This is a genomic window from Sphingomonas phyllosphaerae 5.2 (assembly GCF_000419605.1).
Classification (GTDB): domain Bacteria; phylum Pseudomonadota; class Alphaproteobacteria; order Sphingomonadales; family Sphingomonadaceae; genus Sphingomonas; species Sphingomonas phyllosphaerae_B.
Window position 1 is genome coordinate 657,501 of record NZ_ATTI01000001.1, and the last position, 19,868, is coordinate 677,368.

Genomic DNA, 19,868 nt, shown 5'->3' on the forward strand with positions numbered 1-19,868 from the left:
AAAAGTTACCGGATGAGTTGTGTTTAGGGGTGAAAGGCCAATCAAGCCGGGAAATAGCTGGTTCTCCGCGAAAACTATTGAGGTAGTGCCTCGAGCGAATACCGTGGGGGGTAGAGCACTGGATGGGCTAGGGGGTCGCGAGATCTACCAAACCTAACCAAACTCCGAATACCCATGAGTACTACTCGGGAGACAGACGGCGGGTGCTAAGGTCCGTCGTCAAAAGGGAAACAGCCCTGACCTACAGCTAAGGTCCCCAAGTCACGTCTAAGTGGGAAAGCATGTGGGAATCCCAAAACAACCAGGAGGTTGGCTTAGAAGCAGCCATCCTTTAAAGAAAGCGTAACAGCTCACTGGTCTAAATAAGGGTTCCTGCGGCGAAGATGTAACGGGGCTCAAGACGTGCACCGAAGCTTAGGGTGTGATCATTGATCACGCGGTAGCGGAGCGTTCCGTAAGCCTGCGAAGCGATCTGGTAATGGGTCGTGGAGGTATCGGAAGTGCGAATGCAGACATGAGTAGCGATAAAGAGGGTGAGATGCCCTCTCGCCGAAAGACCAAGGGTTCCTGCGCAAGGCTAATCCGCGCAGGGTGAGCCGGCCCCTAAGACGAGCCCGAAGGGGGTAGTCGATGGGAACCACGTTAATATTCGTGGGCCTGGTGGTGTGTGACGGATGGTGTGTGTTGTACGTCCTTAACGGATTGGACGTGCTTCGAAACTGTCCCGGGAAATAGCCCCACCGTATAGACCGTACCCGAAACCGACACAGGTGGTCAGGTAGAGTATACCAAGGCGCTTGAGAGAAGTGTCCTGAAGGAACTCGGCAAATTGCCTCCGTACCTTCGGAAGAAGGAGGCCCCATGTAGGCGCAAGCCATCATGGGGGGCACAGGCCAGGGGGTAGCGACTGTTTAGCAAAAACACAGGGCTCTGCTAAGTCGGCTTCAAGACGACGTATAGGGCCTGACGCCTGCCCGGTGCCTGAAGGTTAAGTGGAGGGGTGCAAGCTCTGAAATGAAGCCCAGGTAAACGGCGGCCGTAACTATAACGGTCCTAAGGTAGCGAAATTCCTTGTCGGGTAAGTTCCGACCTGCACGAATGGCGTAACGACTTCCCCACTGTCTCCAGGACATGCTCAGCGAAATTGAATTCTCCGTGAAGATGCGGAGTACCCGCGGTTAGACGGAAAGACCCCGTGCACCTTTACTGCAGCTTCAGAGTGGCAGTGGACAAGAACTGTGTAGCATAGGTGGGAGGCTTTGAAGCATCGGCGCCAGCCGGTGTGGAGCCAAAGGTGAAATACCACCCTGTTGTTGTCTATTGTCTAACCTCGTACCGTGAAACCGGTACAGGGACCCTCTGTGGCGGGTAGTTTGACTGGGGCGGTCGCCTCCTAAAGAGTAACGGAGGCGCGCGAAGGTGGGCTCAGGCCGGTTGGAAACCGGCTGTTAGAGTGCAATGGCATAAGCCCGCCTGACTGCGAGACTGACAAGTCGAGCAGAGACGAAAGTCGGTCATAGTGATCCGGTGGTCCCTCGTGGAAGGGCCATCGCTCAACGGATAAAAGGTACGCCGGGGATAACAGGCTGATAACCCCCAAGAGCTCATATCGACGGGGTTGTTTGGCACCTCGATGTCGGCTCATCACATCCTGGGGCTGGAGCAGGTCCCAAGGGTTTGGCTGTTCGCCAATTAAAGTGGTACGTGAGCTGGGTTCAGAACGTCGCGAGACAGTTTGGTCCCTATCTGCCGTGGGCGTCGAAATTTGAGAGGAGTTGACCCTAGTACGAGAGGACCGGGTTGAACGTACCTCTGGTGTACCTGTCGTCGTGCCAACGGCGCAGCAGGGTAGCTATGTACGGACGGGATAACCGCTGAAAGCATCTAAGCGGGAAGCCTCCCTCGAGATAAGATTTCTCAGGACGGTCGGAGACCACGACCTTGATAGATCGGATGTGGAAGCGCGGTAACGCGTGAAGCTAACCGATACTAATCGTCCTATTCGCGCTTGAGAGCACACACCCCCAACATCAACGTTGGATGTGGGTGACTTCCAGACAAATCATAATGTGCATCGATTTTGAACCTCCCTGGCCTCAACAACCAGGGAAAACCCCCGTATGCTGGCCCCATTGCCTGGTGGCCATAGCGTCGGTGTCCCACCCGATCCCATCCCGAACTCGGACGTGAAACCCGACCGCGCCAATGGTACTATCGCTCAAGCGATGGAAGAGTAGGTCGCCGCCAGGCATTGAAGCCAGCACACGCAAAGAACCCATCACAATCTCCAAAACACCCGGCGCGGGGTGGAGCAGCCCGGTAGCTCGTCAGGCTCATAACCTGAAGGTCACAGGTTCAAATCCTGTCCCCGCAACCAACGCTATAGAACTCGCCACGCCGCCCTTCGGGGCGGCATTGTCGTTTGTGGCTCAGACCAACAAGTCCGACACCTTCGCCACCACCTCCGCCTCGGGGCCGTGATCACCGTTCGGGTAGATCGTCACGGTCGCGATGAGCGTCGACAGGAACCCTGCGGCTCGGCCGCGGACAGTCTCGTCGTTCAGCGGTTTGCCAAGCCTGCCAACTTATTGACGTGCTTTCCATTTTCAGGCCGCTGATAAATGGCGTCACCGGGAGCATGGTCGTCGTCGCGGTCGGCATGTGCCGCCGCACGATTGTGCTTCGCGGGGCGACCTCTCCAAGGTTCAGGACGTATTCCATTCCCGTGTGGGTGTCGGATGCAACGAGCGTCGCGGAGTGGGTGGGCCTACGTCCCGGCAGGACGTCTCGCTGCGCCCTGCAACGCCGACAGCTCGGTACCAGGCTGTGGCGTGTGCCTCCTTGAGCGGCTCGCCAGTGATCAGCATTCCGTACTACATACCGCCTCGGCAGCCTCAACAAGCCCAAGGTCATGGTCGACCGTCGCAGTCAGTGGCCGGATCATGGTGCAAGGCCTGTCCCGCTACAGCTTTCGGAGCATCTGCAACCCGGCCACCAGCAGCCTCGCCGGTTCTAGTCTAGACACCAGCATCCGATAGATCGCGTCGTACAATCCGGTGGATGGCGCCGGCGTCCGGACGAACCGGTTCGCGCCATATCCTTGTCGATACCCGGGAGGGGCCTTCTCACCGCCTACGGCGTTGCGAGCCGAGGCGCGCTGAGTGCGCAGAAGTTCGCCAATGGTCACGGCCGAAGCGGCTCTATACCGGGACCGCCGACGTCTTGTCGGTCAGCACTCAAGGTATCTTAACCCCCGATTGTCGCGCGTGCGGGAGGCGGAGCGTGGCGGCAGGCGTTATGCGCCGCCACGCTCCGCATCAGCGGCCGAGCAGCACGCGCGCTTGGCCGGCGATCTGCGCCAGCATCGCGGCGTTGGGCGCCTGCGCGTTGCGCGCACGATCGATGACTGCGCGGAACTGCCCGACACGTGCCGCATTGCGCGCGAGCCATTCGTCGACGAGCGTGACGGGATCGCCGCCGCCGCCGCGGCCCAGGAAGTCGAGACGGAGCTGTTGGAAATCGCGGGCTAGGCCGGCGATCAGCAGCCGTTCCCACGGATCGCTGGGGCTGATGCGCGTCGCGGTCCCCTGCGCCCAGTCGAGGCCGAGGCCTTCGCCGAGCCGGGTGAAGGCGCGTGCCAATTGCGTCTCGTCGATCTTCGCGCGCTCCCCGAGGTCGGCGAGACCGACGGCGCCATCCAGCTCGAACAGGCGTACGACGCGGATCGCGAGGTCGTGCGGGGCGCCGGCGGCTTCGAGCGTGTCGGCGATGCGGCGCGAATGAGCACGGGTCTCGTCGAGCAGTAGCTCGGGAGTCGCTGCCTCAAGCCGATCGATCCCGCCCGACAGGCGCGCGAGCACGGTCGAAGGCATTGTTCCAGGTGCGGTGGCGCGCAACAGGTCGGCGATCTGCGAGCGTACCGCGACCGCGACCTCGTCGAAAAGCGCAAGCCGTCCGCTCTCCGGCATCGCGGTGGTCTCGATGGCGTGCCACAAGGCGGCAAGATCGAACTGGCGTTCGACGACGACGAACATCGCCGCGATGTCCGACAATGTCGCGCCTTCCTCCTCGGCGAGCTCGAACGGGTGGAGGATGCCGATGCGGTTGATGATGCGGTTGGCAAGCTTGGTCGCGATGATCTCGCCACGCAGGCGGTGCGCGTCGATCGCGGTGGCGAACCGCTCCTGCATCGCGCGCGGGAAAGCGGCGTGGAGGTCGGGGAGCAAGGCCGTATCGTCGCCGAGCGGCGAATGCTCGATCGCGTCCTGCAGCGACAGCTTGGCCGTGGCGAGCAGCACCGCGAGTTCGGGACGGGTCAGCCCGCGGCCCTCGCCGGTGCGGCGCAGCAGATCGGTGTTACCGGCCAGTCCCTCGACCTGCCGGTCGAGCCGCCCGGCTTCCTCGAACACCTCGATCAGGCGGACGTAGCTGGGCAGCGCCTGCGCGCCGCCGCCCTCGGCGATCGAAAGTCCGAGCGTCTGGAGGCGGTTGTCCTCCAGCACGAGGTGCGCGACGTCGTCGGTCATGCTGCCGAGCAGCGTGTTGCGGTCCTCGAACGACAGGCGGCCCTCGATCATCTCGCGGTTGAGCGCGATCTTGATGTTGACCTCGTTGTCCGAGCAGTCGACGCCCGCGGAATTATCAATGAAATCAGTATTGATCCGCCCGCCGCGCGCGGCGAACGCGATGCGGGCGGCCTGGGTGACGCCGAGGTTCGCGCCTTCGCCGATCGCGATGGCGCGCAGTTCCTCGGCATCCACGCGGAGGCGGTCGTTGGCGGGATCGCCGACCGTGGCGTTGTTCTCGGCCGCGGCTTTCACGTAAGTGCCGATACCACCGAACCAAATCAGGTCGGCCGGGCTCTTCAGGATCGCCGAGATCAGCGCGGTCGGCTCCAGCCGGTCGGCGACGATGCCGAGCGCGGCCTGCACCTGCGGGGTGAGCGGGATCGATTTGGTGTCGCGTGGGAACACGCCGCCGCCCGTCGAAATCACGCTGGTGTCGTAATCGGCCCAACTGGAGCGCGGCAGGGCGAACATCCGTGCGCGTTCGTCCCAGCTTTTCGCGGGATCGGGATCGGGATCGAGGAAGATGTGGCGGTGGTCGAACGCCGCGACCAGCTTGACCGCCTTCGACAGTAGCAGGCCGTTGCCGAACACGTCGCCCGACATGTCGCCGCAGCCGACGACGCGGATCGATTCCGACTGCACGTCCAGCCCGCGTTCGGCGAAGTGGCGCTGGACCGAGACCCACGCCCCCTTGGCGGTGATCCCCATCGCCTTGTGGTCGTAGCCCTGCGACCCGCCGCTGGCGAACGCATCGCCCAGCCAGAAGTCACGATCGAGCGCGAGCCGATTCGCGACGTCGCTGAACGTCGCGGTGCCCTTGTCGGCGGCGACCACGAAATAGGGATCCTCGCCGTCGAGGATCGTCACGCCCTCGGGATGGACGACCGAGGTGCCGACGATGTTGTCGGTGATCGACAGCAACGTGCGGATGAAGATGCGATACGCCTCGGTGCCTTCCGCCAGCCACGCGTCGCGGTTCGACGGAGCGGGGAGTTGCTTGGCGTAGAAACCGCCCTTCGCGCCGGTCGGCACGATGACGGCGTTCTTGACGCGCTGCGCCTTCATCAGCCCGAGGATCTCGGTGCGGAAATCGTCGCGGCGATCGGACCAGCGCAGCCCGCCGCGTGCGACCGGGCCGGCGCGCAGGTGGATGCCCTCGACACGCGGGGAATAGACCCACACCTCGCGCCACGGCAGCGGGGCGGGAAGGCCGGGGATCAACGCGCTGTCGAGCTTGAAGGCGAGCGCCTCGTTCGCGGCCTCGGTAAAGGCATTCGTGCGCAACGTCGCGTCGATCACGGCGCGGAAGGCGCGCAGGATACGGTCGTCGTCGATCCCGGTCACCGCATCGAGCCCGGCGTCGATCACCGCCTGCGCCGCCTCGGCACCGCCGGTCGCCGCAGGATCGTGGATCGCGGTGAAGCGCGCCACCAGCGCATGCGTCACGTCGCGCACGCGGGTGAGCGTATCGACGACGTTGGCGGGGCCGTAGCTCATGCCGGCCTGCCGCAAGTAGCGATACCAGGCGCGGAAGAGGACCACCGCCGATGGCGACAGCCCGGCCTCCAGCATCAGGCGGTTGAAGCCGTCGTCCTCGGCGTGGCCCTCGAGCACCTGTGCGAGCGCTTCCTGGAGCGTGTCGGCCGCCGCGAGGACCGCGGGAATGTCTGCCTTGGTCTCCAGCGTGAAGTCGTGGATCGAGCTGCGTTCCTCGTCGGTCAGCGCGGTCGGCATCTCCTCGATCACGCGGAAGCCGAAATGCTCCAGCGCCGGAACCGCGTCCGACAACGCCAGCGGTCCACCCTGGCGATAGACCTTGAGGTGGAGGATGCCGTCGCCGCTGGCGGTGAAGCGCACCTCGCGGTCGGCATCGTCGACCAGGTTGGCGATCGAGACGATGTCGCGCGCCGCTTCGTCGGCGGTCGCGCCGGTGCGATAACGCGGCGGGAAGGCGGCGGCGTGACGCAGCGCGAGGCGCGCGGCACGCGCCGGCCCGACCTCGTCCGCGAGCGCGGCCTCGATCGACGGCGCCCAGCCGCGGACCATCTTCTCCAGCTCGGCATCCAGCGTCAGCGCGTCGGGCAGCACGCCCGAACTGCGCAGGTCGACGGTGTAGCGCAGCAACGCGACACGGCCGTCCTCGACGCTGGTCGACCAGTTGAGCACCTGACCATTCGCGGCCTCGGCCAGCATCTCGCCGATCGCGACGCGGCGCGCGGTGGTCAACTCGTCGCGCGGCAGCCAGACGAACGCATAGAGATGACGACCGAGCGGGGAGGGGACCAGCACCAGCTTGGGCCGCGGACGATCCGCGAGGCTCATCGCGGTGAGCGCCAGTTCCTCCATCGACGCGGCATCGACCGCGATCATCAGATCGTGCGGCAGCGTGGCGATGGCATGCGTCAGCGCCTTGCCGGTGTGACCGGCGGGATCGAAGCCGAACTTCGCCTCGCTGGCGGCCAGGCGCTGGCGGAGCACCGGCACGCTGCGCGGCGGTGCGTTGAGCGCCGCCGAGGTCCACAGCCCGGCGTGGATCGACAGGCCGGTGACACGTCCGCCGGTGTGGATCGGCACCACCAGCAGGTCCAGCGGGACGCGGCGATGAACCGGCGAGATCAGGCTGGACTTGAGCAGCAGCGGCGCGGCGTTGCCGGCGCCGAAATAGTCGATCGCCAGCCGCCGCGACCGGTCGGCGAGGATCGGCACCTCATGCTCGTTGGCGATGATGCCGCGCGGGGCAATGGTGTCGGCATGGCCATCGGCGTGCCAGCGCTCGTGCCCGAGCAGCGTGAAGTGGCGGTCGAGGAACCAGCGCAGCAGCGCCGCACCCTCGGGATCGCCGCCGACATCGTCGATCACCCCGGCATCGGCCGCGAGCGTGCCCTGCATCGCGCGCCAATCGCGTACCGCGACGCGGACGTCGGCGAGCAGCCGCTCGATCTCGTCGGTCAGCGCGCGGCGATCGCGCGCATCGACCCGCTCCAGCTCGACGTAGATCATCGATTCGGGGCGGCCGTCGGGATCCTCGATCCCGGTCAGCCGGCCCTCGGCATCGCGCGTGACGCGGACGACGGGGTGGATGACGCGATCGACCGCGATGTCACGGTCGCCGATCGCCGCGGCGACCGAATCGACCAGGAAGGGCATGTCATCGTTGACGATCGCGAGCCGCATCCGCCGCCGTGCGCCATCGCCGGGAAGCTGTTCCAGCGCGAGTGCCGGGGTGCCGGCGGGGCGCACCGCTGCGGTTTGCGCCAGGAAGGCCGCAGCCTCCGCCTGCTTCTCCTCGCCGAACCCGGCGAGCTCGCCGGGCAGCGCGCGATAGGTGAGCCGCGCCGCCAGCGCCGCAGACAGTATCTGAAGAGACTTTTCGGCCATAGGCGCTGCTATGCGCCCCCCCGGCGGCTATCTCAAGGCTTGCCGCACTGCGTCATCGCGCGATCACGACAGGCGGCGCAGCACCTGTTCGACAAGGCGGGTGTCGTCGCCGACCGTGCCGACGACGACGATGCCGTTTGCGGTGGCGCGGCCGAGCAGCACGACCGGCGCGCCTTCGTCCAGCCCGCTGTCGATCGCGAGTTCGGCGAGCACCGCACGGTCGGCGAGCGGCAGCGCCAGGGGGCGATCGCCCGCGTCGGGCTGGCGCGCGGCGCGTTCGGCGGCGACGATGCCCTTCACGCCGCCTTCGGCGCGCTCCAGCGCGTGCGCCAGCGCCCCTTCGCCGATACCGCTGCGCTGTGCCCAGGCGAGCACGGTCGCCGCCTCGGTCAGGCGGGTCTTGTCATGGTCGATGCCGAAGACGAGCTTGGCGATCGCCGTCATCGGCGCGCGCGCCTGCGGGCGGATGCCGGCCTCGACGAGCAGCGTCTCCAGCCGGTCGGGATCGGCAGCGGCAGCGAGCGCGACATCATGTGCACGGCCCAGCGCGCGGTAGAGCGCGGCGTGGCTGCGGGTACGCGCGGCGCGTGCCGAGGCGGCGCTTTCGCGCGCGGCGGCGAGGCGATCGTCGAGCGTCAGCGGAGCCGCTTCTTCGCCGCCGGCGGCGCACGGGCCGTCCGCCCAGACGCCGCCGGGCAGCGGATCGTGGCGCGGCGTGGGCAGGACCGCGGCCAGCTCTGCGTCGAGCCCGCGCTGGTCGGCCACGGCGACCAGTTCCTTCCAGTTGATGACGCCGTAGATATAGTCGATCGTCTGCGCATTCGACGAGAACGGCATCAGGATGCCGCGGTACATCGTGGCGTGGCCGCGCGCGCCGGTGAATTCGGCCTCGAAGCCGATCGGCGCGCGATTGGCGATGATCTGCAGATAATGATCGGTCAGCCGCGACAGCAGCGAGCGCGACGGCACGTCGGCGATGCGCGCGATCGACTGGTCCATCGCGCATTCGTCACGCAGCGCGCGGCCGATGAACTGGATCGACGGGTTCTCGATCCCGGCGGAGAAATCCAGCAGCACGCTATGCGGGCCGAAGTCGGCGATGCCCTCCGGCTCCAGATCGCCGATCGCGGGATACGGACGGTCGCGCAGCAGGGATACCCAGTGATTGTAGGCGCGGACGTGCATCCGGCGCTCGTCGGGGCCGATCGGCGCATGCGGTTCGCCCACCCCGCCCTCGGTGGGGTCGTCGTCCTGGCGAAGATCGTCGTAGCCGCGCGCGGTGTCCATGCTCATCGTCCCGGCGAGCGGCCTGTCATTGGGCCGAATCGCAAGAGTGCTTTTGCGCCGTGGATGGTAAACGCACGGTAAAGCCGCGAAGCGCTTGCCAGCGTCGTTTCACGGTGCTAGGCGGCGCCTCCACGACGCTTCCTGCGGGATGCGCGTAGGCCGCTTTAGCTCAGCTGGTAGAGCATCGCATTCGTAATGCGGGGGTCACAGGTTCGAGTCCTGTAAGCGGCACCACCCCTTCCACAAGCTAGACGGCGGCGGCCATGGTAAACGCGCTTTGGCGTGGGTGCGTCGTGGGTTCCTTGTGGGAACGGCTCTGGCTTGGATGCGGTGAGCCGGCTGGTTCAAGGGCGTGAGCGTTGGGCGCAATCTGCTGGCAAGGCGGACAGGGCGTTCGATAGGGTAGCGAGAAGGACCCAGTTGCGGTCATTCGCGGGCGCTTTTCGGCTCCCCGCCTTCTGCCATTCATTCATGTTGGTAGCGGAGTAGGTGCTGAGCCTCAGCCTTGCTCGCTGCCCCGCCAGCTTTCTCAAAAATGATCGAATTTCGGGAATTTGCTACGCCGGCTTGGGCGAGCCTGAGCCGGATGCGCAGCCCGCCGCGCTACGTGCCTTTACGCAGTTTTGTCAGCATCTCGGCACTATGGTCATTGCCCGGGTTCAGCTTTAGCGCGCGCTCATATTCCGCGATCGCCCGGGTCTTGTCCTCGATCGCTGCCAGCGCATCGGCATAGCTGTCATGGGCGTTCGCGCTGTCCGGGTTCGCCGTGGCGTTATAGGCGAAGATCGCGGCGGCCGCCGGCGCACGTTTGGCGAAGAGCAGGCGATAGCCCCATTCGTTCAACCGGTCCTCGTTCAGGTGCAATTCGGGGTGCTGGCGCCTCGCAGCTGCGACGCTGCCCGGCACATCGGTATAGTCGCTCGCCTCCAGCGTGCGTTCCAGCGAGGCAAACCCGACAAATGGCCCCAGCAAGGCAGCACGGATCACGCCGGCGAGTTGTTCCAACTGATACTGGACATCGCCGCCGCCCCGATTGCTCAGCAGGACGATGCCGTAGCGCGAAGCCGGATAAAAATCGCAATAGCTGGAGCAGCCGAAGCTGCCACCGCTATGGCGATAATAGAGCTGGCTGTCGGCAGCCTTGGCGATGATCCAGTGGAAGCCGATCGCCTGATGGTCCGTTGTTCCCCACAACGGCTGCTGCGTCCGTGCGACGGCAGCATCACGCGCGGCAATTTGCGCTTGGAGATAGCGGGCCATATCCGCCGTACCATAACGCAGACCACCCGCCGGCAGGATGATCGGCAGCGACAGCGCCGGCATCGCCTTCTCATCATAGCCGATTGCGAGCCGCGTGGGCGGGATCGGCCCGGTGCCGCCACGCATGCCGAGCGGCTTCTCGATATAGCGGGCGACCAGGGTCGGATAGGGCTGGCCGTAGATCCGCGACAACAGGATGCCGAGCAGTTCGGACGCGGTGTTGGAATGGCGCGTCTCCCGGGCAGGCGTATCGATCAGCTCCACCTTGGCGAGATCGCGGAGGAAGTCCGACGGCGTGTAATTCTGATAGAATTGCGTGACGCGTAGCGGGAGTTCGGCAGGCGTCGAGTTGCCCAGCCCCCCACCCCAATCGGGGATATTGTTCGGCAGGGCAGATGTGGTGGTGACGATGTCGGCAAAGGTGATCGGACGCCCGTCCTTGGCCAGATTGTCGAAGCTGGACGGCAGATAACGGCGGATATCGTCGTTCAGCCCGACACGCTTCTCCTGGATCGCGTGCGCCAGGATCAGTCCGGTAAAGGTCTTGGTGATCGACCCGATTTCATAGACGCTATCTCTACTGGCGAGCGCGCCGTCGCGTACCGCGAAACCCGCATCGTGATATTGCGTCACCCCATCGCGCACGATCGCGACGGAGATGCCATCAGCTTTCGCATCATTCAGGAACGAGGCAAGCAGGGGGGCGATCGGGTCGGCCGGCACTGCGGCGCGAAGCCCCATGGACGTCGTAGAGAAAGCCAACGCGGGCACTGTTTTCAACAGATCACGCCGTAGCCATTCTCGCTTCATCGCTCGCTTCCCTTCAATACCAGATCATAATCGAGGCCTCATTGCGGCGTCGAGGTCAGGCTTTCTCGATTGGGGAACGGGACGTGGGAAAGAGGCCGCGCCGATCGTACCCACAGGCGTTCGAGACACCCACTTTCCCGAAATCTGTTCCCGATTGCACTTTCCCGGAACGGCTCGGTGGAGACGGAGAAATGGGAAAGCCCCGAGCTTCCCAAAGCAGCAAGTTTCGGGAAAGCGACAGCACTGGGAAAGGCCACAATGGGCCATGCGGCCGTCAGCCGCTCCGGGGCTGAGGAGACCCATAATCCGCCGTTCAGCGCCGCTCAGCCGCTTCCCGCAGTCGGACGCTCGTTCATCGGCTGCGAAAAGGAGGCACACCCTACCCGGTGTAACCGCAGAAAATGAGGAACAGACCGCAGAAATCAGCCATCTTCCAGACACCGGACAGCCCACCGTTGACGCCTGCGGAATGCTGCACGGTAGCCCCGAAAGGCGGCTTACCGGACCCGTTCGGAGCGTGTTCGCTGGCCTGCGGGACGGGCGAGCGCGCGACCGTGGACGGCAACCTTGCCCGGCGCAGCAACTTAGCACCGGGCGTCTACTGAGACCAGAAACTAACCGGCTTCGGCCTTCGCGTCCGCGACAGCGGACACAAGTGTAAATAGGCGTCCAACCGGGACCCCTTATCGGCGTCGAACAGGGACCCCTTCGAGAAGCGTTACGATGGCGGCGGGCACTCCGTTCACGCTGGTTGTGGCGTAGGGCGGGCGTAGCCCGTCCGGAGGCGCAACCAGCGCGAGGTGTCCTTCATCGGGTATCCCCCGGCGTCAGCGGCGGTGCTTGAGGCGCCAGCTGTCGTTACCGGTCTCGACGATGTCGCAGTGGTGCGTCAGCCGGTCGAGAATGGCAGTCGTCATCTTTGGGTCACCGAACACGCTCGGCCACTCTCCAAACGCGAGGTTGGTGGTGATGATGACCGAAGTGCGCTCGTAGAGCTTGCTGACGAGATGGAACAGCAGTTGCCCGCCAGAGCGGGCGAACGGCAGATAGCCGAGCTCGTCGAGTACCACGACGTCGAGCCGAGAGAGCTGGGCAGCCAGGGTCCGGGCCTTGCCGATTCGGGCTTCTTCCTCGAACCGGTTCACAAGCAAGACCGTTACCACAGCCCGGTACGCTCACCTCGATGATCAAACGTCACTCGAGACAAGCGACCGTAGCTCCCGTAAATAAAGGCCGATATGGGCTCCTAACATTACATTTTTGCGAGCTCTTTGACTACAGTTCCGGCCTCATCTGCCGACAGTCCTAGCAGTTCTGCAGCTATAAAGGATAGTTCGTTCTCTTCCTCAACCGTCAAGTTCCCTAACCGAGCTCTTTTCCCAAGCAATGCAAGCTGCTTGTGCAACTTATTCCGGGCAGAAAACCGTGGGACTGCTACTCGATCCAAGATATGCGTCGAAATACCTGTCGCAACAGCGTAGGACCTCACGATTAAGTTGGTGACGTTCGAGTTTAGAAAACCCGCAAGGTAGTCCGCTTCCGCCTCGGAATCGCAAGGGATAATCGCGAGCTTGTGATCAGGCATGACGACCTTCTCTGCTCCAAGCGGCAATCGATGTGAAGCGACGGCGGCTGCTATCACGCCCGAGCCAGCAGCCATCTCGCGCCAAACAACCTTATAGGGGCTAAACGTCGCCGTGAGGACGCTGTACAAACCATGCCACTCATTTCCCGCCGGATCGAAGTTCCTGAACTTCTTCCGATTACTTAGAATGGGCTTGAACTCAGACAGGAACTCGCGAGTTAGCTTCGGAAGATCTGCAAAAACAACTGGCGATGTTGGGCTGGACGCCGAATGTGGTATAAGAACGTATTCCTTAGGTGAAGCTTTGAAGCGCGAGACATCTTCTCCGCGCAGTAGCGGATAGATGTAACTGTCTTCTATCGGCAGCGTTGTCTCCTGAACGCGTTCATTCCTTCCCTCGCGCGCCAAGTTGGTGACCATGAGACGACCGGCTAACAGGCTAGCTTGCAAGAAATAGACACCATTCGCACCGCGCGTGTTGAGACCCTCGCGGACGACCGCGGCGTATGGTGATTTACCGAGCGCATCTCTCAGGAGCGAGAGCGTTGCCTTCGTGCCGACGATCCAAGGTGATTGCAGTTCAGTAGCACTGATCGGCTCAGCCAGCAGCTTTCGGATCGTGCTCGCCTTTTTGACACGTTCCAGCGTCAGCTCCTGAGCTTGTCTAGCTTGCCGGGGACGCCATTGCCTCCATTCAACAGGGTATTTGTTCGTACCGCCGCTTTTGAATACGGCCACGCAAGACGTGTTGGTGGCCTGCCCCCTGAACGGCTTCAGGGCGTCGATATCCTCGACAAGCTCTACAGCGAGTTTCTTTCCGCCCGGCAGAACGAACCTGCGGAAATGCCATCCGCCGGTCTCCGACTGGAAGATAGTCCTTGGCAGGACAAACCCAACGCGCCCACCTTTGCTGAGATACTTATCCGCAGCGACGTACGTCATAAGAATGCAAACGTCGGTTTTAGAGGCGGAGCTGCTTTGGCGGCGCTTTCCCGGCAATGGCCCGGTGAGCGCGTAATGCTCCCAAGCGGCAGCACTTACCTTTCTATATTCAGGAGCCAAGCTTTCCCAGTTTACCCAAGGGGGATTGCCAACCACGATGTCGAACTGCCCAACAAACAGTGGCGCAAAGGAGTTTTTGATTATTCGAGCCCATATACTGTCCCGCCCCTCATCTCGAAGATTCGCCATCGTCTCGTAAAGTTCGACGTAATGTTTCCGATCCCTAATGCTTACGCTTGTTTGCGACAGGTCAGTCAGAAACTCGTCGGCCGAGAGGCCCACTTTCAGAGCGTGCTCGATGAGCTGGGTAAATTCGTTAACTGTCGCTGCACTAGCGCCAACCTCCCGCGGAACGAGCAAAAAAGGCGGCTTCGTCGCTGCACATGGTACTCGCGCAACCGGCGACGCGCTTGTGAAGAGGTCCTCGTACTCGGACGGAGTGGACACAGAGTCGGCAAGGTAGATAGGAAGCTCAATCTCGCCGACGTGACGGATAAGGTCGCGTATAGCGATGAGGAAATTGGTACGACTCGCGAGGACGGCGAGCGGATTGATATCGAATCCTACGACGTTCCTCAGAATCGCCTCGATGAGGCCTTTTTCCGCCCCCGGAAACGCCTCCGGCTTTTGCGCAAAGTTCTGGCGAATACGCGCAATCGCCTTTACGAGGAACGTGCCGGACCCACAGGCAGGATCTAGGGTCAGGACTCATTGGTCATAGCCAGAAGATGACTGTGGCCGCGAGGGCGACGGCGGAGAGGAAGACCGTTGGGCATCGGTCGTAGCGTGTGGCGACGCGGCGCCAATCTTTCAGGCGGCCGAACATGATCTCGATGCGGCTGCGGCGCCGGTAGCGCCGCTTGTCGTACCTGACCGGCTCGTTGCGCGATCTACGGCCCGGGATGCAGGGCTGGATGCCCTTGGCTTCCAGGGCGTCCCTGAACCAATCCGCATCATAACCGCGATCACCAAGCAGCCATTGCGCCTTTGGCAGATCGTCGAGCAGAGCTGCCGCGCCGGTGTAGTCGCTGACCTGCCCGGCGGTCATGAAGAAGCTCAAGGGCCGCCCATCCGCATCGCTGACGGCATGCAACTTGGTGTTCATACCGCCTTTCGTGCGGCCGATCAGGCGGCCGAGATCCCCTTTTTAACCCGCAGGCTCGATGCCGTGCGGTGTGCCTTCAGGTAAGTCGCGTCGATCATGACTGTTTTCGGCACGGCCTCCGCTGACGCCAGACCCTCCATCATGCGCAGGAAAACGCCCCGTTCACCCCAGCGCTTCCACCGGTTGTACAGCGTCTTGTGCGGACCATACGCGCTCGGTGCATCACACCAGCGCAGTCCGTTGCGATTGACGAAGACGATGCCACTCAGCACCCGTCGGTCATCGACCCGCGGCTTGCCATGGCTCTTGGGGAAGTACGGCTGCAGGCGCGCCATCTGCTCATCCGTCAACCAGTACAGGTCGCTCATCCACGCTCTCCTCACGGGGCCTGAATCAGATCGCGGCGCTCACATCAATGGGTCCTGACCGTAGCGTACGGATTTGGGGCAATTGCGGACATCCGCGCAGGGGCGAGGTTTGACTGGCCGGTGCCGTGGGGCATCGTTCGCCGGACACAGTTCCTGTCCCAAATTGCTCTGTCAGCACAGGCGACGAGAATAGGTATAGCGCAGGTCGCAAATCGAGATCTGGCCTAGCCAAAGCGCTTTCACAAGGGAGTGGGGTTGTCCGCGCCACGAGCCGGTTTGGGTAGTCCGTGGGTCGTGGGCTTCACCCTTGTCATTGCGCGCATAAAGGTACGGTTTTCCTTGGCTTTCGCGCGACCGTAACTAGCCTTCGTAATGCGGGGGTCACAGGTTCGAGTCCTGTAAGCGGCACCACCTTTTTTCCAGATAAAAGCAGGCACGCCCGCCGCGTTGGCCGGCATGTGCGCTTGTCGTAGCGCACGGGCGTTCGCTCGTTTCCCCGCGGCTGGTGGCGCGCCTGGGCGGATGGGTGGGAATGGTATCGGCCGATGCGCTACGGCATTGATAGCGCTTCATTAATCATGAGGGCGTACCGACGTTTCCGAAAGGAGACGCCGTGGAACTCGATCGAACGATCACCGAAGCAGCGCGCCGGTCGGGTGAGCTCGGGATCAGGACGCTCGATCTGCAAGCCGACATCTCGGAGCTGGCCAGCCGCGTTACTGCGCAGGCGAATACGATCGAGAATGTCGGCCTGCAGACGAACGGGCTGGCGAACGATGCCGGGAACGTGGCGGATGCGGCGCAGGAGGCGCTCGGGGCCACGACCGGCGCTCGCGGCTTGCTGGCCAGTTCTCAAGTTCAGATCGAAACGGCGATGGGCAACGTCGTCGATCTGATCGACCAGGTCAGCCTGATCCACGGCAGCCTGGACGCCTTCACCGCGGCCCTGGAGGACGTCGGGCGGGTGACAGCCCTGATCGATGCCATCGCCAAGCAGACCAATCTCCTTGCCCTCAATGCCACGATCGAGGCGGCGCGGGCCGGCAACGCCGGCCGCGGCTTCGCCGTGGTGGCGGGCGAGGTGAAGAAGCTGGCATCGGAAACGGCGTCGGCGACGTCGCGGATCAACATGTCCATCGGCACGCTCACCGCCCAGGCGGAAGCGATGCTGGGCCGCGTGGACCTTGGCGTCTCCAAGGCGAGGTCCACCCATCAAGGCACGCAGGACGTGAAGGCACTGGTCGCGCAGATCCGAAGCCTCATGGATGGCCTGGAGTACAATAGCGGGACCGTCGCCAATCGCACCGCCTCGATGGTGTCCGCCGTGGGCGAGGTGAGGACAGGCCTCAGCCGCCTGGCGGAAACCTCGGCGGACAACGCGGGCGGCCTGCAGCGTTTGTCCAAGCGGGTCACCTCGGTGAGCGACGATACCAACGACCTGCTGCAGATGCTGGCGGAGAGCGACGCGGACACGCCGGACCGGCCGTACATCCGCTTCGCGGTCGAAGCGGCGCGGCAAGTGTCTGCCGGACTGGCGGATGTGGTTCGCGACGGGCAATTGGATCAAGCGACGATCCTGCGCGAGGCTTACAGCCCGGTGCAGGGCTCGGACCCGCCGCTCTTCACCCACCCCGCGATGGCGGCGATCACGGCATTGGCGCGCCCGCATCAGGAAGCCGCCCGGGAGCTTGCCGGCTTCTTCGGCATGAGCTTCACCGACCGGAGGTGCTTCGGGGCGGTCGCCATGCCGGAGCGATCCTTGCCGCAGCGCGCCGGCGACAAGGCCTGGAACGAAGAACATTCGCGTGCCGGCCTGTTCTTCCACCTCCCGGAGACTGCCGAGCAGGTAAAGATCACCAAACCCTTCTGCCTTAAAGCGTATCGCAGGCCCCTGGCGGATGGTGGCGTCGTGTTGCTGAAGCAGGTCATTGCCTCGATCAACGTCAACGGCGCGCACTGGGGCGTCCTCCAGCTTGCCTACAAGGATCAAGGATAGCGCGCCCGGTTGATCCGGGGAGGTCGCGGCGTTCAACGACCGGGGTGGCGTAAGATCCATGCTGGTCTGCGCAGCGTGCGTCACCACGGGCATGCCACGGTACTTGTGGTTCGTTGATGCTGGTTTGCTGGCACGCGAGCACGCTGACTCGCTCGGGATGGCTTCTGTTCGTCGGCTGGCGGGGACTTGGATCGCCAGCCCGGCCTCCCATTTTTAGATCAGGCGCGCGCGATCGCTCGCCTCGCTCACCAATGGAGCCGCCATGATCCTGGCCTACTTGATTGCGGCCGCCGCGCCGATGCAGTGCACACCGGCGGATTACCTCTGCACCCTGGGGCGCTCGCCCACGTACAGCGAGCAGGAACCGGGCCGGATGGCTGCCCAGCGCCTGGAAGCCGAGCGCGCGCTGATCGATCGGCAGGCGGCCAGCGTGCGCGCCGCGTCGAACAGCCAGGCGGAAGCAACACGTGCACTGCCGAGGCGGGTCGAGGATCTATCCGCCGCGGGCCGGTGCAGCGAAGCGGCGGACGTGGCGCTGAACGGCGGGGACATCAATCTCGCGCAACAGACCCGCACATATTGCCGCTGATACCTGCCAAGCCGGCCGGTTTCCATAAAAGGGCAGGGCGCTCCGATACTTATCGGGCGAACGGGCGGATCGATGATCGCAATGCATGGTTATGGGCAGGCACGCCTCATCCGGGCGAGGAGAAACCATGTACGCTCGCACCGTCGTAAGCACCCGCCGCGTCAACAGGCTCGCCGGCGCCGCCTATCTCGTGATCGTGGCCGTGGTGAGCGTGTCGATCGCTGCCGGAGCCGGGCTGGTCGGCTGACACAGGAACGGCGCCGGCCGCGCGGACAAGCGGGCTGGATCGTCCATTTCCATCGTGTCGCGCGTGCGCCGATGCGCAATAATCCGGCGGGCGGTGCCCCTTACCCTTAGACTTTAGTCGAGCCCGAACGGCTCGGCAGTTCATCTTAAGCGGTCTTTTACCGAGTGGCGTCAATCATTTGGCATCCTGTCGCTATGCCGGAAGCTGAGCATGCCATGCTGAAATGGTTCAAAGAGATCGCGCCGATCCGCCTTAAATTCAAGGTGCTGCTGTTTGTGTATGGAGGCCTGTCGGGCGCGCTGGCGGTGATCGCTTGCTATGCCGCGGCTCACGCCCCCGCTACTCAATCCACGCCGCTCATCGGTGCCGCGGTGACGCTGTTCGCCGCGGTCGTCGCCGTCACGTTGATGGCGTCCCACCTGATCTGCACGCCGTACGTGAGCACGGTCCTGCGCATGGAGGCGCTTGCCGCGGGAGATCTGGACAGTCCGGTGGCGTACACGCAGCACCGCGACTGTGTCGGCCGCATGACGAAGGCCATGGAGAGTTTCCGCGAAAGCTCCCTGGCGGCGGCAGAGTGCAATACGCAGCGGGCGATGGCGTTGGCGATGGGGACCGGGCTGAACGAGATCGCCGGCGGAAACCTGTCGCATCGCATCACCGAGGAGCTCAGCGGGCCGTTTGCTGCGCTGAAGGAGGACTTCAACACGGCGGCGGACGCCCTGTCGGCGGCGTTGTCCGTGGTAAACTCCAGCGCAGCGGGTATCGCGAGCGGAGCGCACGACATCCACCAGGCCGCCGACGATCTCTCTCGGCGGACCGAACAGCAGGCCGCGTCGCTGGAGCAGGCTGCCGCAGCCATGCATCAGATTACCACGACGGTGCAGGAGACCGCGGTCAGCGCCGCCCGTGCGAACGATGCCGTTAATCAGGCGCGGGAGGACGCGGGTCAGTCCGGCGAAGTCGTGCTGCGCGCGGTGGAGGCGATGAACGGGATCGAGCGATCGTCCGTCGAAATCAGCGATATCATCGCAGTGATCGACGGCATCGCTTTCCAGACCAACCTGCTCGCGCTCAACGCCGGTGTCGAAGCCGCGCGCGCGGGAGATGCCGGCAAGGGCTTTGCCGTGGTGGCGAGCGAAGTGCGCGCGCTGGCGCAGCGCTCCGCAGATGCCGCGAAGGACGTGAAAGCCAAGATCAACGCCTCGGGCCAGCAAGTCGAAGTGGGGGTGAAGCTGGTCGCCGAAGCGGGCGCTTCGCTGGACCGCATCTCCAGCCGGATCGGCAACATCAGCACGCTCGTCTCTGGCATCGCCTCGGCAGCGGACCAGCAGGCAACCGGCCTCCAGCAGGTAAACCTGGCTGTGGCAGAAATGGACAGCGTAACCCAGCAGAACGCCGCGATGGTGGAAGAGACGATGGCGGCGACGGCGAGCCTGACCGAACAGACCGATCGGATGTCCGCGGAGGCCCGGCGCTTCCGGCTCGCCAAGGATGCAGTCGTGCCATTCCCCGGGGCCACGACCGGCGACCATAGTGCATCGGCGGGGATCCGCTCATCGCGCGCGCACGCCCGGCGCGCATGAGCCCAACGGCATGTGCCAGACTGCCGGTGTCGTGCGTCAGGTAGACGGCATCCGCGGCTGCTTTGCATAACGGAGGTCGGCTTTGCC

At 64.0% G+C, this 19,868-nt stretch carries 8 protein-coding genes, 2 tRNA genes, 2 rRNA genes and 1 pseudogene (1 of these 13 only partly in view); 7 read left to right on the forward strand and 6 right to left on the reverse strand.

What is annotated here, in order from left to right; all coding sequences use genetic code 11:
- The 3 genes from SPHPHY_RS0103165 to SPHPHY_RS0103175 form a co-directional block, all read left to right on the forward strand.
- Positions 1-2,013 (forward strand): 23S ribosomal RNA (locus tag SPHPHY_RS0103165) (it extends 768 nt beyond the left edge of the window).
- A 122-nt stretch (positions 2,014-2,135) separates the two neighbouring features.
- A 5S ribosomal RNA gene (gene rrf / locus SPHPHY_RS0103170) occupies positions 2,136-2,250 on the forward strand.
- Positions 2,251-2,300: 50 nt separating this feature from the next.
- A tRNA-Met gene (locus SPHPHY_RS0103175) sits at positions 2,301-2,377 on the forward strand.
- A gap of 940 nt (positions 2,378-3,317) precedes the next feature.
- On the opposite strand, the gene SPHPHY_RS0103185 is transcribed toward SPHPHY_RS0103175, so the two are convergent.
- Complete coding sequence (locus tag SPHPHY_RS0103185) at positions 3,318-7,946, reverse strand: NAD-glutamate dehydrogenase (RefSeq protein WP_022685263.1); 4,629 nt, start codon at positions 7,944-7,946, stop codon at positions 3,318-3,320.
- 63 nt (positions 7,947-8,009) lie between these two features.
- A complete protein-coding gene (locus SPHPHY_RS0103190; protein ID WP_022685264.1) occupies positions 8,010-9,233 on the reverse strand; it encodes a hypothetical protein in 1,224 nt (407 codons plus the stop codon).
- A gap of 158 nt (positions 9,234-9,391) precedes the next feature.
- Here SPHPHY_RS0103190 and SPHPHY_RS0103195 point away from each other — a divergent pair.
- A tRNA-Thr gene (locus SPHPHY_RS0103195) sits at positions 9,392-9,467 on the forward strand.
- A gap of 369 nt (positions 9,468-9,836) precedes the next feature.
- On the opposite strand, the gene SPHPHY_RS0103200 is transcribed toward SPHPHY_RS0103195, so the two are convergent.
- The 4 genes and pseudogenes from SPHPHY_RS0103200 to SPHPHY_RS21160 form a co-directional block, all read right to left on the reverse strand.
- Entirely contained in the window at positions 9,837-11,303 is a 1,467-nt protein-coding gene (locus tag SPHPHY_RS0103200) for a serine hydrolase domain-containing protein (RefSeq protein ID WP_022685265.1), read from the reverse strand.
- 827 nt (positions 11,304-12,130) lie between these two features.
- Positions 12,131-12,460, reverse strand: a pseudogene (locus SPHPHY_RS19060) (ATP-binding protein); the annotation flags it as partial.
- A gap of 95 nt (positions 12,461-12,555) precedes the next feature.
- Positions 12,556-14,595 (reverse strand): Eco57I restriction-modification methylase domain-containing protein, encoded by a 2,040-nt coding sequence (locus SPHPHY_RS21705; protein ID WP_419554964.1) that lies wholly within the window; start codon positions 14,593-14,595, stop codon positions 12,556-12,558.
- Between the two features lie 10 nt (positions 14,596-14,605).
- Positions 14,606-15,363, reverse strand: a protein-coding gene (locus tag SPHPHY_RS21160; protein ID WP_156024961.1) for an IS5 family transposase whose coding sequence is annotated in 2 segments (ribosomal slippage) — positions 14,606-15,030 and positions 15,030-15,363 — 759 coding nt in all. Because the reading frame shifts where the segments join, the coding sequence is not laid out codon by codon here.
- A gap of 613 nt (positions 15,364-15,976) precedes the next feature.
- Here SPHPHY_RS21160 and SPHPHY_RS0103220 point away from each other — a divergent pair.
- The 3 genes from SPHPHY_RS0103220 (at position 15,977) to SPHPHY_RS19065 (ending at position 19,781) form a co-directional block, all read left to right on the forward strand.
- A complete protein-coding gene (locus SPHPHY_RS0103220) occupies positions 15,977-17,359 on the forward strand; it encodes a methyl-accepting chemotaxis protein (RefSeq protein WP_022685266.1) in 1,383 nt (460 codons plus the stop codon).
- 262 nt (positions 17,360-17,621) lie between these two features.
- Positions 17,622-17,948 (forward strand): hypothetical protein, encoded by a 327-nt coding sequence (locus SPHPHY_RS0103225; protein ID WP_022685267.1) that lies wholly within the window; start codon positions 17,622-17,624, stop codon positions 17,946-17,948.
- A gap of 462 nt (positions 17,949-18,410) precedes the next feature.
- The gene (locus tag SPHPHY_RS19065) at positions 18,411-19,781 is read left to right on the forward strand and encodes a methyl-accepting chemotaxis protein (protein WP_231370327.1); all 1,371 of its coding nucleotides are present in this window, start codon (positions 18,411-18,413) and stop codon (positions 19,779-19,781) included.
- Positions 19,782-19,868 lie beyond the last annotated feature (87 nt).

What these genes read in the sequence shown, in the direction of transcription:
- SPHPHY_RS0103185 (WP_022685263.1), bottom strand. Translation starts at nt 7,946, where the DNA reads ATGGCCGAAAAGTCTCTTCAGATACTGTCTGCGGCGCTGGCGGCGCGG.
- SPHPHY_RS0103190 (WP_022685264.1), bottom strand. Translation starts at nt 9,233, where the DNA reads ATGGACACCGCGCGCGGCTACGACGATCTTCGCCAGGACGACGACCCC.
- SPHPHY_RS0103200 (WP_022685265.1), bottom strand. Translation starts at nt 11,303, where the DNA reads ATGAAGCGAGAATGGCTACGGCGTGATCTGTTGAAAACAGTGCCCGCG.
- SPHPHY_RS0103225 (WP_022685267.1), top strand. Translation starts at nt 17,622, where the DNA reads ATGATCCTGGCCTACTTGATTGCGGCCGCCGCGCCGATGCAGTGCACA.
- SPHPHY_RS19065 (WP_231370327.1), top strand. Translation starts at nt 18,411, where the DNA reads ATGCTGAAATGGTTCAAAGAGATCGCGCCGATCCGCCTTAAATTCAAG.